The following is a 12,248-nucleotide window of genomic DNA, read 5'->3' on the forward strand; positions in this document are numbered from 1 at the left end:
CAGTTCGAGCTCATGCCCCAGCCGCCCGAGTCCGAGAACAAGGCGCTCACCTGGCCCTACTGGCCGACCAAGATGCGTACCTCGTCCTCGCACGAGGAGGGCTGCGAACGCGACTGGTCGATCACCACCAAGGCCTTCAAGGGCGATGCCCAGGGCCGGGTCACCGCGCTGGTCGGCGCGAAGGTCGAGTGGACGCGCGACCCGGCGTCCGGCCAGATGCGCATGACCGAGGTCCCGGGCTCGGAGTTCGAGATTCCGGCCGACCTGGTGCTCTTCGCGATGGGCTTCGTCGCGCCGGTGGGCTCGGTGCTCGAGGCCTTCGGCGTGGCCAAGGACGGCCGCGGCAATGCCCGCGCCGACACCGAGGGCGAGGCCAGCTACGCCACCAGCGTGCCCAAGGTCTTCGCCGCCGGCGACATGCGCCGGGGTCAGTCGCTGGTGGTCTGGGCGATCCGCGAGGGCCGGCAGTGCGCCCGCTCGGTGGATGCCTTCCTGATGGGGTCGTCCTCGCTGCCGCGCTGAGGCAGCGGCGAGGCCTGCCGCTGGCGACGTCCAGCGGCATCTCGCGCTGCGGCGCGAGCCGTCGGTCGCAGGGCGCGGCGCGGCGTGGTCCGGGCTGGGAGGATCCGCTCACTGCCTCCCAAGAAAGCCCGTCATGGCCGACCCCAACCTTGCGCATCCCGCCCTCATCGTCCAGATCCACCTCAGCGCAGCGATCGTCTCGCTCGTGCTGGGCGCCTGGCAGCTGATCGCGGCCCGTGGCGGCGTCCGCCACCGCGTGGTCGGCCGCGTCTGGGTGCTGGCCATGGCCGTCACCGCGATCTCCTCCTTCGGCATCACCGGCAAGCTCGGCTGGACCTGGTTGGGCGGCTACAGCTGGATCCACGGCCTGTCGCTGTGGATCCTGATCTCGCTGACGATGGCGGTGCGGGCGGCGCGCCGCCGCGCCTTCGCGGCCCACAAGGGCTGGATGGTGGGGTCGTATGCCGGCCTGGTGAGCGCCGGCGTGTTCGCCGCGCTGCCTCCCGGCCGCGTGGTGGGCCACTGGCTGCGGGCGACGCTGCCGATCTGGCTGCCGGGCGCATGATGGGCAGCTACACTATCCCGATGGACGTCGCGAGCCCCCGTCATCCGGTTCTGCGTTCCCTGCTCAGCGCCTGGGCCAAGCCCCATGTCGGGCCGCCGTGGGCGCCCTGGTTATGGACGATGCTGCTCAACCTGGGCATCGCGATCGTGCTGACACTGCTGGTGCGCCAGCCGACCGGCGACTCCGCGATCAGCGGGTTCTGGGCCACCCTGGTGATCAGCCAGGCGATCGGGCTGAGCATCCACAGCCTGTTCCACTGGAGCGGCCGCTTGCTGGGCCAGGACATGTTCGGGCTGCGCGGTCTGCTGCGTGTGGGCTTTGTCACTGCCGTGGTCATCGCCGGCACCTGGATCGGCTTTTCCGGCGCGGTTCTGCTGCTCACCGGCGGCCGGTTCGAGCAGACCGCGCTGATTCTGGGCAGCGCCCGCGGCAGCCTGGTGTTCATTCCGCTCTTCTGGGGGCTGTTCGTGGTGATGCTGCTCGCGGCGATCGGCCGGATGCGGCTGCGACAGCTCACCGCCGAGCGCGACAGGGTAGAGCTGATGCGGGCCGAGCGCGAGGCGATCGCCGCGCGGCTTGCCCTGCTCAGCGCGCAGATCGAGCCACACTTCCTCTACAACACCCTGGCCCATGTGCGCGCGCTCATCACCACCGACGGCGCCGCCGCGCAGCGGATGATCGATGCGCTGATCGCGTACCTCCGGTCGGCCTCGCGCAACATGGCCCGCAGCCTGGTGCCGCTGTCGGAGGAACTCGACTCGGTGCGCGGCTATCTCTCGGTGATGCAGCAGCGGCTGGGCGAACGGCTGGCGGTCGACTGGCAGGTGCCGGCCGAGGCGCTGAGCCTGCGGGTGCCGCCGGCCTGTCTTCAGACCCTGGCCGAGAACGCCATCAAGCACGGTATCGAGCCGGCCGCCGGGGGCGGGCGCATCCGCATCGATGCCGCCAGGGTAGACGCGCATCGCGAACCCGGCTGGACCATCACCGTGCTCGACACTGGCGCCGGGTTCGACGCCCCGGCCGATGGCCGCGGCGACGGCACCGGGCTCGCCAATCTGCGCGAGCGGCTGCGCCTGGCGCTGGGGCCCTCGGCGTCGGTGGTGCTCGAGCGCGAGGCCGGGGTCACGCGGGCCACGCTCTTCCTGCCCGATGCCGCCCTGCCGCTGGCGCACACCGCCGCGCCGGTCGGGTCGGTGGCGCCGACGGCTGCCGCTGCGCCATCGCGGGCCGGCGAGGGGCGGCCATGACCCGTCCCCCCGGCGGGCCAGCCGCCGCGGGCGCGCCCACCGCGCTCATCGCCGAGGACGAGCCGGTGCTCGCCCAGGCCCTGCAGGCCCAGCTCGCGCAGGTCTGGCCGGCGCTGCGCGTGCTGGCGCTGGCCGGCGACGGCGATCAGGCCCTGGCCGAGACCACGCGGCTGGCGCCCGACATCGTGTTCCTGGACATCCGCATGCCGGGTCGCAGCGGGCTGGCCGTGGCGCGTGCCCTCGCGGAGGGAGTGCCGGCCAACGGCCGGGCGCCGGGCTGGGCGCCGCTGGTGGTCTTCGTGACCGCCTACGATCAGCATGCCATCGAGGCCTTCGACTCGGCCGCGGTCGATTACCTGCTCAAGCCGGTGTCCACCGAGCGCCTCGCCCGCTGCGTGGCCCGCCTCCAGGCGCGCCTCGAACCCGGGCCGGCGGCGGCCGAGGCGGGAGGGGAGCTGCGCGCGCTGATGAAGGCGCTCTCGGGTCTGCTGCCGGCGGCGGCCGGCGCGCTGAGCGGCGCTGCCACCGCGGCTCCTGGCGCGTCGGGCAGCGCCACGCCCGCACCCGCTTCAGGCGCGGCCCCGCTGCGCTTCATCCGGGCAAGCCTGGGCGATGTCATCCGGCAGATCCCGGTGGACGAGGTGCTCTACCTGGAGGCGCAGGACAAGTATGTGGCGGTGGTCACCCGCGATGCCACCGCCCTGGTGCGCACGCCGCTGGCCGAGCTGCTCGCCGGCCTCGACCCGCAGCGCTTCGTGCAGATCCACCGCTCCACCGTGGTTCGCGTCGATGCGATCGACACCATCCGCCGCGACCTCACCGGGCGGCAGTTCGTGCATCTGCGAGAGAAGTCTGGCGGGCGCGAGGTGAAGCTCGCGGTCAGCCGACACTACGCCGCGCAGTTCCGCGGCCAGTAGCGCCAGGCGCGCTCAGACGATGTCGATCATCACCACCTTGCGGAAGGCCGGCCGCTGGGCGAGCCGGGCATGCCAGTCGGTGACGCGGGGCAGGCTCACCGGGGTGTGGCCTGCGCGCGACCAGGGCAGGTGCAGCCAGCGGTAGACATGCATGCCCAGCGCGATCTCGGCCAGGGTGAGTTCATTGCCGCACAGCCAGGGCCGGTTTGCCAGCGTTGCCTCGACCACGCCCAGCACCGTGGCGGTCTTCTCGCCGCTGGCGCGGATGGCGGCCGGGTCCTGGTCGGCGGGCGCAGTGCGGATCAGCCCCCAGAAGCCGGCGTGCAGCGAGGGCGCGAGCAGGCTCTGTCCCCAGTCCATCCAGCGCTCGACATCGGCGCGCGCGCGCCAGTCGGTGGGGTAGAGGGTTTGCAGCCCATGCCGGTTGGCGAGATAGCGGCAGATGGTGTTCGACTCCCAGAGGGTGAAGTCGTCCTCCTGCAGCGTGGGCACCAGGCTGTTGGGATTCATGGCCATGTACTCGGGCGTGCGCGTGCCGCCGAAGGGGCCGCCCACCACGACATGGCGGTGGGCGATGCCCGCCTCCTCGACCAGCCACAGCACCTTCTGGACATTGGACGAGGTGCCTCTTCCCCAGATGGTCAGCATGGATGTGGCTCCGGCAGATGGCGTGGGCCCGGGTGAGGGCAGGGGCGGGAACGGCGGCGCGCGGGCTTGGCCGGGCCGCCGATCAAGTATGCATAGAATGACCCACCATGCCGGACGCCGCCTACATCAAACGACACATCCGCACCGTGCCCGACTGGCCCGAGCCGGGCGTGATGTTCCGCGACATCACGCCGCTGCTCAGCCAGCCGCGCACGCTGCGCGTGCTCATCGATCTCTTCGTGCACCGCTACATGGATGCCCGGCTCGACCTGGTTGCCGGCATCGATGCCCGCGGCTTCATCCTGGGCGCGATCGTCGCCTACGAGCTGAACCTCGGCTTCGTGCCGATCCGCAAGAAGGGCAAGCTGCCCTTCACCACCGTGGCCGAGGAGTACGAGCTCGAGTACGGCAGCGCCACGGTCGAGCTGCATGCCGATGCCTGCAAGCCCGGCGACCGGGTGCTGCTGATCGATGACCTGATCGCCACCGGCGGCACCATGATGGCCGGCAAGAAGCTGCTCGAGCGGCTGGGCGCGGTGGTGGTCGAGGGTGCGGCCATCGTCGACCTGCCCGAGCTCGGCGGCTCGCGCCGGCTGCGCGAGGCCGGTCTGGCGCTGCACACCCTGGTGCGGTTCGACGGTCACTGAGCGGGCAGCCAGGGCATGGACGAGCTGCGCATCGACAAGTGGCTGTGGGCGGCGCGGTTCTTCAAGACCCGCAGCCTCGCCCAGGAGGCGATCGAGGCCGGTCGGGTGCAGGTCGGCGGCGTTGCGGTCAAGCCCTCGCGCGCGGTGCGGCTGGGCGAGCGCATCACGCTGCGCGGCGGCGAGACCCCGCGCAGCGTCGTCGTCATGGGGCTGTCCGGCCATCGCGGCCCGGCGCCGGTGGCCCAGGCGCTCTACCAGGAGACCGATGAATCGATCCGCGATCGCGTGGCCGCCCAGGCGCGGCGCGCCCTTGCGCCCGAGCCGGCGCTGAGCATCGATGGCGGCCGGCCCACCAAGCGCGAGCGCCGGGTGCTCGATCGGTGGCGCGATGGCGGCTGAGTCGACCGATCGCGACGGCCGCGCAGCGCTTGTCGGGCAGGCCGAACGCGCTGGCCAGGTCGCGCATGCCGAGTCGGCCGAGCGTCGACGGGTGCTGGTCGGGCTTTCGGTGCTTGCCGGGGCGCTCGCCGCGCCGCGCACCGCCGCGGCCCAGCGCTCGACGGCCAGCGCGGGCGTCCCCGGCTCCGACCGGCCTGCGGGGGCCGACGCTGCCCGCGTGCAACCTGGCCCGGGGTTGCTGGCCGCCGCGCGCCGGCTGGCCAGCGGCCCGCATGTGCTCATGATCCGCCACGCCGAGACCGAACCCGGGGTGGGCGATCCGCCCGGCTACCGCCTGGACGACTGCGCCACCCAGCGCAACCTCTCGGCGGCCGGGCGCATGCAGGCGCGCCGCCTCGGCGAGGCGATGCGTGCGGCCGGGCTGCTCGTCGGCGAGGTTCGTGCCAGCGTCTGGTGCCGCTGCCGCGACACCGCCGACCTCGCCTTCGGCCGCCATCAGGTCTGGCCGGCGCTCAACTCCTTCTTCGACGAGCGCGACGGCCAGGCCGCTCAGACCGCCGCGGTGCGCGCCTTCATCGCGGCCCACCGCGGCGCCGTGATGCCGGTGCTGGTCACGCACCAGGTCAACATCAGCGCCGTCAGCGGCACCGGCGTGGCCATGGGCCATGTGGTGGCCTTGCCGGCCGATGGCGGGCCGGTGTTCGGCTTCGATCCGCTGGGCTGAGCGGGCGGCGCCACCGCGGCGTTCCGGCATCCGCCGCGCCGCGAGCCCGCGCCAAGCCTGAGCCGCAGGGCCTCAGCGCCAGGCGAAGTCGGGCTGCTCGAAGTGGGCCACGCGGGTGGCCTGCCCGCGCAGGCACACCTCACGGAACTGGTAGAGGATGGCCGCGGTGGGCGCGGCGATCCAGTTGTCGCCCACCGGCATGCGCAGCACCGGCGCACCGCCACCGGCCACCGGCTCGAGCATGGGCGCGTCCTCGCGCATGAACTCGCTCACCGGGATGCGGTGGATGGAATCCACCTCGTCGGGGTTGGGCGCGAGATCGCGGCGCGAGCCCGCCCAGATCACCACCGGGGTCATCACGAAGCCGGAGCGGGTGACGAAGTCGTCGAGCCGGCCGATGACATCGGTCGGCGCCAGGCTCAACCCCACCTCCTCGCGCAGTTCGCGCAGCGCGGTCTGTTCGGGCGTCTCGCCGGGGTCGATGCGCCCGCCAGGCAGGGCCCACTGGCCGGGATGGTTGCGCAGTCGCATCGAGCGACGGGTGAGGATCAGCGCCGCGCTGGCCTGCCACTGCGCGTGGCTCGGCATGCCGGAGAGATCGGCGCCGTGCCCTTCGTCGGTGACGGTGACCGCGACCGCGGCCGCCCGGGCTCCCGGCGCCGCGGCCTGGACTTCGAAGGCCGCGAGATGGCGGGTGAGGGTGTCGCGCAGGAGGGCATCGCAGTGCATCGGCCGATCATAAATCGGCGGCGGGGTTTGGCCGCGCCCTCGGCCTGTGAGAGTGTTCCGGGTCTGCCCGCCGCATGGGGGCACGGAGACCGGTCATGCATGACATCCTGATTCGCGGCGCCACCCTCGTCGACGGCCTGGGCGGCTCGCCGGTGGTGGGCGACCTCGCCATCGCCGACGGCCGCATCGCCGAGGTGGGCGGGCGCATTCGCACCCCCGCGCGCGAGACCCTCGATGCCGCAGGCGCTCTGCTCACCCCGGCCTGGGTCGACATCCACACCCACTACGACGGGCAGGTCACCTGGGACTCTGCCATGGACCCCTCCGCCAGCCACGGCGTGGGCACGGTGGTGATGGGCAACTGCGGGGTGGGCTTCGCACCGGTGGCGCCGGGCGCCGAGAACGCCCTGATCGAGCTGATGGAAGGCGTGGAGGACATCCCCGGCACCGCGCTGCACGAGGGCATGCCCTGGGGGCGCTGGCAGTCCTATCCCGAGTACCTCGATCTGCTGGCCGGTCGCGCGTACGCGCTCGATGTCGGCTCGCTGATGGCCCACGGCCCGGTCCGTCACCATGTGATGGGCGAGCGCGGCCGGCGCAACCTGCCGGCCACCGCAGACGACATCCGTGCGATGGCGCAGGTGGTGGCCGAGGGGGCGGCCGCGGGCGCGCTGGGCTTTTCAACCTCACGCATCGCCGGACATCGGGCGGTCGACGGCGCGGCGGTGCCCGGCACCTTCGCCGAGGATGCCGAGGTGCTTGCCCTGGGTCGGGCGCTGGGCTCGGCCGGCCACGGCGTGTTCCAGATGATCCCGGCCAGCACCCTGGGCAGCGCGCCGCAGTTCGGCGGCGAGCGCCATGCCCTGATGGCCGAGGTCGAGCTCATGGCCCGCATCTCGCGCGAGAGCGGCCGCCCGCTGACCTTCACGCTGATGCAGGTCGACGAGTTTCCCGACCAGTGGCGCGAGGTGCTGACGCGGGTGGCCACCCTCAACCGCGAAGGCGCGCAGCTGCATCCGCAGGTGGGTGCGCGGCCCACCGGCATCGTGATGAGCCTGGACACCTACCATCCCTTCATGCGCCGGCCGAGCTGTCTGGCGCTGCGCGAACTGCCGGTGGCGCAACGCGCCGCGGTCATGCGCCAGCCCGCAGTGCGTGCGGCCATCCTGGCCGAGACCAGCGTGCCGCACGAGCAGCCCGGTCGCATGGAGAACGTGGTGGCCTTCGCCCGGGCCAACTATCCGCAGACCTGGGCGCTGGCCGATGTCGAGGCCGCCGAGCCCTTGCCCGAGCGCTCCTTCGCGGCGCGCGCTGCCGCTGTGGGGCAGGACGAGGAGTCCTTCCTGTATGACTGGCTGACCGCTGGCGAGGGGCGCGACTTCGTCGTGCGCTTCTTCACCAACTACAGCGGCCACAGTCACGAGGCGCTGCGCGAGATGCAGCTGAGCGAGCTCACCGTCAGCGGGCTGAGCGACGCCGGCGCGCATGTCAGCGTGATCTTCGATGCCGTGGCGCCCACCTTCCAGCTCACCCACTGGGTGCGCGACCGGCACCGCGGCCCACGCCTGCCGCTTGCGCATGTGGTGCATCGACAGACCCTGCGCAATGCCCGGCTCTTCGGCCTGCACGACCGCGGCGCGCTGCTGCCCGGGCTGCGCGCCGACATCAACCTGATCGACTTCGAACATCTCGCGCTCGGCCCGCTGGCGCTGCACCGCGACCTGCCCGCCGGGGGCGCTCGCCTGCTGCAGCCGGCCCGTGGCTATGTCGGCACCTGGGTGAACGGTGTGCGCACCCGCCGCGATGATCGCGACACCGGCGCGCGGCCAGGCCGGCTGGTGCGGGGTGGTCGCGTGGACCAGGCGGGCTGAGCGCGCGATGGGTGCGCGCGGCTGCTGCGTGCCGGTCGAGTCAGCGGCCCGGTCGGCGGCTTGCAGGTCGATGGCGCGATCAGGACCGGACGAGCCGTCGCAGCGCCAGCCTCATCCGATCGCCCTTCCCGACGATTTGCCGCCCGGGCCGCCCGGTGCGGTGGCCACCGCGCTGTCCGACCTGCCGCTGATCGCCCTGCCCGGCGGCGAGTTCCTCATGGGCAGCGATGCCGACGAGGGCGAGCCTGGTGACGGCGAGGGGCCGGCGCGACAGGTACGGCTCGAGCCCTTTCGCATCGCGCGCACCGCGGTCACCAACCGCCAGTTTGCGGCCTTCGTGCAGGCCACCGGCCATGTCAGCTATGCCGAGGAGGTCGGCGCGAGTTTCGTGTTCGCCGGCCTGCTGCCCGATGACTTCCCGCCCACCCGCGGCCTGGTCGATGCGCCCTGGTGGCGCGAGGTGCCGCAGGCCTGCTGGCTGCGTCCGGAGGGGCCCGGCTCCTCGTGGCGCGGCCGCGAGGACCACCCGGTGGTGCATGTGAGCTGGCATGACGCGCTCGCCTTCTGCAACTGGGCCGGACTGCGCCTGCCCACCGAGGCGCAGTGGGAATACGCCGCGCGCGGCGGCCTGGTGGGCCGGCGCTATCCCTGGGGCGACGAACTCACGCCAGGTGGCGAGCACCGCTGCAATGTCTGGCAGGGCCGCTTCCCGTCGCGCAACGAGTGCCATGACGGCCATGCCGGCACCGCCCCTGCCGACGCATTCCCGCCCAACGGCTTCGGCCTGCACAATGCCTGCGGCAACACCTGGGAGTGGTGCGCCGACTGGTTCAGCGCCACCCATCCCGCTGCGCCACGCCATGATCCTGTCGGCCCGGCGCAGGGCACGCGCCGGGTGATCCGCGGCGGCAGCTATCTCTGCCACGAGAGCTACTGCTTCCGCTTCCGCGTGGCGGCGCGCAGCGCCAACCTGCCCGAGGCCACCGCCGGGCACATGGGCTTTCGCTGCGCCGCCGACCCGCTGCCCGCGGCACCGGGCACCGTCTTTCCCTCCGAGGAGCATTCATGACCCAGACGCCCAATCGCAACGGCCTCGGCCTGACCGCGAGCGAATCCCGGCCGCACTGGCCCGAACCGGCGCGCGCCCCGCAGGGCGCACCCAATGTGGTGTGCATCGTGTTCGACGATCTCGGCTTCGCCGACCTCGGCTGCTACGGCTCGGAGATCGCCACGCCGCACATCGATGCGCTGGCCGCCGCCGGCCTGCGCTACACCAACTTCCACACCACGGCCCTGTGCTCGCCCACCCGCGCCGCGCTGCTCACCGGTCGCAACCACCACTCGGTGGGCATGGGTGGCCTGGCCGACTGGGACCTCGGCTTTCCGGGCATGCGGGGCCGCATCGCGCGCAGCGCCGGCACGCTGGCCGAGATGCTGCGGCTGGCCGGCTACAACACCTTCGCCACCGGCAAGTGGCATCTCACGCCCACCTTCGAGACCTCGCAGGCCGGGCCCTTCGACCAGTGGCCGCTGCAGCGCGGCTTCGACCGCTACTACGGATTCCTCGAGGGCGAGACCAGCCAGTGGCACCCGGAACTGGTGCTCGACAACCATCACATCGAGGCACCCGATCGGGAGGGCTATCACCTCTCCGAGGACATCGTCGATCAGTCGATCGGCTTCATCCGCGCGCAGCGCACCATCACGCCCGACAAGCCCTTCTTCCTCTACATGTGCCTGGGCGCGCAGCACGCGCCCCACCATGCGCCGAAGGCCTTCATCGACCGTTACGAGCCTGTCTTCGCCAAGGGCTGGGACGCCACGCGCGAGGAACGCCTGGCGCGGCAGAAGGCGCTGGGTATCGTGCCGCCTGACACCGCGCTGCCCGAGCGCAATCCCGGCGTGAAGCCCTGGGCCGAGCTGAGCGACGATGAACGCCGACTGGCGGTGCGGCTTCAGGCCGCGTTTGCCGGCATGCTCGAGCACGCCGACCTGCAGGTGGGCCGGCTGGTGGCCTGGCTGCGCGAGCAGGGCTGCCTTGACAACACCCTGATCACGCTGATCTCCGACAACGGCGCCAGTCAGGAGGGCTCGCCCTTCGGTACCGTGAACGCGCTGCGCTACTTCAACGGCGTGCGCGACACCCTGGCCGAGAACCTCGAGCACATCGATGCGATCGGCGAGGCGCACCTGAACAACAACTATCCGCTGGGCTGGGCGATGGCGGGCAACACGCCCCTCAAGCGCTACAAGCAGAACACCCATGGCGGCGGCGTGCGCGATCCGCTGATCGTCCACTGGCCGGCGGGCATCGCGCAGGGCGGCGCCATCCGTCACCAGTTCCATCATGTCTGCGACATCACGCCCACGGTGCTCGAGGTCACCGGCGTATCGGCGCCCGGCGCCATCAACGGCGTGACCCAGCAGCCGATCGAGGGCACCAGCTTCGCCTATTCCTTCGGCGACGGCGCGCAGCCCACCCGCAAGCGCACCCAGTACTTCGAGATGCTCGGCCACCGCGGCATCTGGCACGAAGGCTGGAAGGCGGTCACCTGGCACCGGCCCGGCACGGCCTTCGATGCCGACCGCTGGGAGCTCTACCACCTCGAGCATGACTTCAACGAGATGCACGATCTGGCCGAGCAGGAGCCGGCCCGTCTGCAGGCGATGATCGCGCGCTGGTTTTCCGAGGCCGGAGCCTGCAACGTGCTGCCGCTCGATGACACCCTGAACCGGTTCGTGAGCTCCAACCCCCACAGCGTCGCGGCCCGTCGCCACTGGGTGCTGCAGCCCGGTGGCGGCCGCATCCCGCAGGCGGCCGCGCCCGACATCCGCAACCGCTCCTATCGCATCACGGCCCATGTCGACATTCCCGAGGGCGGAGCGCAGGGCGTGCTGATCGCCCAGGGCGACTGGTGCGGCGGATATGCCTTCTATCTGCGCGACGGCCATCTGGTGCACGACTACAACTTCGTCAACCGGCACTACATCGCGCGCTCGGCAGCGCCCGTGCCGGCGGGCAGGCACATCCTCAGCTGGGTGGTGCGCAAGACCGGCGAGTACCGGGCCGAGGGCACGCTGCTCATCGACGGCGAACCCTGCGGCTCGGCGGCGCTGCCGCAGACCTATCGCGCGCAGTCCTCGTTCATCGGCATGGAGGTGGGCCGGGCGCCGAAGCCCGCGGTGGCCGATTTCGTTGCGCCGTTCCCGTTCACCGGCACCCTGCACCGGGTGGAGGTCGAGCTCGGTGATGATCAGCAGGTCGACCCGGCGCGCAGCCTCGAGGCCGCACTGCGCCGGCAGTAGTTCGGCGGCAGGCGCCGGGCATGAGCGAGGTTCCTGACAGCGTCAACAACCCGCTGGCCATCGCCGACTACCGGCGCTACTGGCTGGCCCGGCTGTGCTCGCATGTGGCCACCCAGGTGCAGGTGGTGGCGGTGGGCTGGCAGATGTACGAGCTCACCGGCAGCGCCCTCGCACTCGGGCTGGTGGGTCTGGTGCAGTTCCTGCCGGCACTGGTGCTGGCCATCGCCGTGGGGCCGGTGGTCGATCGCCATGATCGTCGGGCCATCCTCATCGCCGGCCGGGTGGTGCAGGCCGGCGCCGCGCTGGCGCTGGCCGCTGCCAGCCTGAGCGGCCGTCTCGACGCCAGCCTGCTCTACGCGCTGGTCTTCGCGCTCGGCCTGGTCGGTGCCTTCGAGATGCCGGCCTCGCAGGCGCTGGTGCCCTCGCTGGTGCCGGCGCGGTTGCTGTCGCGCGCGGTGGCGCTCGGCTCCAGCGGCCATCAGGCCGCCACCATCGGCGGGCCGGCGCTGGGCGGTTTGCTCTATCTCGCTGGCGCCCACACCGTGTACGCCGTGGCCGGGGGCCTGTTTCTGGCCTCTCTCGCGCTGCTCACGCGGGTGCGGCCGCGCGGCCGGCCGGCGTCGCGGCCAAGGGTCACGCTGGCCTATCTGGCGGCCGGCGTGGTTTACATCCG

General features: G+C 72.2%; 13 protein-coding genes. 11 read left to right on the forward strand and 2 right to left on the reverse strand.

The features are described 5' to 3' along the window. From AC2H6A_RS13315 to AC2H6A_RS13330, 4 genes are all read left to right on the forward strand, one after another. Window positions 1-522, forward strand: a 522-nt coding sequence (locus tag AC2H6A_RS13315; RefSeq protein ID WP_484274087.1) for an FAD-dependent oxidoreductase, incomplete at its 5' end; no start/stop codon positions are given. Window positions 523-655: 133 nt separating this feature from the next. Continuing rightward, on the forward strand, window positions 656-1,087 hold the full coding sequence (locus AC2H6A_RS13320; protein ID WP_484274088.1) for a DUF2306 domain-containing protein: 432 nt from the start codon (window positions 656-658) through the stop codon (window positions 1,085-1,087). A gap of 20 nt (window positions 1,088-1,107) precedes the next feature. Continuing rightward, entirely contained in the window at window positions 1,108-2,334 is a 1,227-nt protein-coding gene (locus tag AC2H6A_RS13325) for a sensor histidine kinase (RefSeq protein ID WP_484274089.1), read from the forward strand. Continuing rightward, on the forward strand, window positions 2,331-3,251 hold the full coding sequence (locus tag AC2H6A_RS13330) for a LytR/AlgR family response regulator transcription factor (protein WP_484274090.1): 921 nt from the start codon (window positions 2,331-2,333) through the stop codon (window positions 3,249-3,251). The genes AC2H6A_RS13325 and AC2H6A_RS13330 overlap by 4 nt, the downstream gene beginning before the upstream one ends. Window positions 3,252-3,263: 12 nt before the next feature. On the opposite strand, the gene AC2H6A_RS13335 is transcribed toward AC2H6A_RS13330, so the two are convergent. Further along, window positions 3,264-3,899, reverse strand: coding sequence for a glutathione S-transferase family protein (locus tag AC2H6A_RS13335; protein ID WP_484274091.1), 636 nt, complete (start codon window positions 3,897-3,899; stop codon window positions 3,264-3,266). Window positions 3,900-4,006: 107 nt separating this feature from the next. Between AC2H6A_RS13335 and AC2H6A_RS13340 the strand changes: the two genes are divergently transcribed. Genes AC2H6A_RS13340 through AC2H6A_RS13350 form a run of 3 tightly spaced genes read left to right on the forward strand, consistent with a single transcriptional unit; the run spans window position 4,007 to window position 5,669 of the window. After that, window positions 4,007-4,546: an adenine phosphoribosyltransferase gene (locus AC2H6A_RS13340; RefSeq protein WP_484274092.1), complete on the forward strand. Its 540-nt coding sequence runs from the start codon at window positions 4,007-4,009 to the stop codon at window positions 4,544-4,546. Window positions 4,547-4,561: 15 nt separating this feature from the next. Beyond that, window positions 4,562-4,945 carry an RNA-binding S4 domain-containing protein gene (locus AC2H6A_RS13345; protein ID WP_484274093.1) on the forward strand — a complete coding sequence of 128 codons (384 nt, stop codon included), beginning with the start codon at window positions 4,562-4,564 and terminating at the stop codon, window positions 4,943-4,945. Then, a complete protein-coding gene (locus AC2H6A_RS13350; RefSeq protein ID WP_484274094.1) occupies window positions 4,935-5,669 on the forward strand; it encodes a histidine phosphatase family protein in 735 nt (244 codons plus the stop codon). Before AC2H6A_RS13345 ends, AC2H6A_RS13350 begins: the two co-directional genes overlap by 11 nt. Before the next feature lie 72 nt (window positions 5,670-5,741). Here the strand turns inward: AC2H6A_RS13350 and AC2H6A_RS13355 are convergent, their stop codons facing one another. Continuing rightward, complete coding sequence (locus AC2H6A_RS13355) at window positions 5,742-6,398, reverse strand: NUDIX hydrolase (protein WP_484274095.1); 657 nt, start codon at window positions 6,396-6,398, stop codon at window positions 5,742-5,744. A 95-nt stretch (window positions 6,399-6,493) separates the two neighbouring features. On the opposite strand from AC2H6A_RS13355, the gene AC2H6A_RS13360 reads away from it, so the two are divergent. The 4 genes from AC2H6A_RS13360 to AC2H6A_RS13375 all read left to right on the forward strand — a co-directional run. Continuing rightward, a complete protein-coding gene (locus AC2H6A_RS13360; RefSeq protein ID WP_484274096.1) occupies window positions 6,494-8,269 on the forward strand; it encodes an N-acyl-D-amino-acid deacylase family protein in 1,776 nt (591 codons plus the stop codon). A gap of 160 nt (window positions 8,270-8,429) precedes the next feature. Further along, window positions 8,430-9,338 carry a formylglycine-generating enzyme family protein gene (locus AC2H6A_RS13365; protein WP_484274097.1) on the forward strand — a complete coding sequence of 303 codons (909 nt, stop codon included), beginning with the start codon at window positions 8,430-8,432 and terminating at the stop codon, window positions 9,336-9,338. Then, a complete protein-coding gene (locus AC2H6A_RS13370; RefSeq protein WP_484274098.1) occupies window positions 9,335-11,575 on the forward strand; it encodes an arylsulfatase in 2,241 nt (746 codons plus the stop codon). The genes AC2H6A_RS13365 and AC2H6A_RS13370 overlap by 4 nt, the downstream gene beginning before the upstream one ends. Window positions 11,576-11,595: 20 nt before the next feature. Next, the coding region (locus AC2H6A_RS13375) for an MFS transporter (RefSeq protein WP_484274099.1) at window positions 11,596-12,248 on the forward strand (653 nt) is incomplete at its 3' end.

It is taken from the genome of Quisquiliibacterium sp., assembly GCF_982640115.1.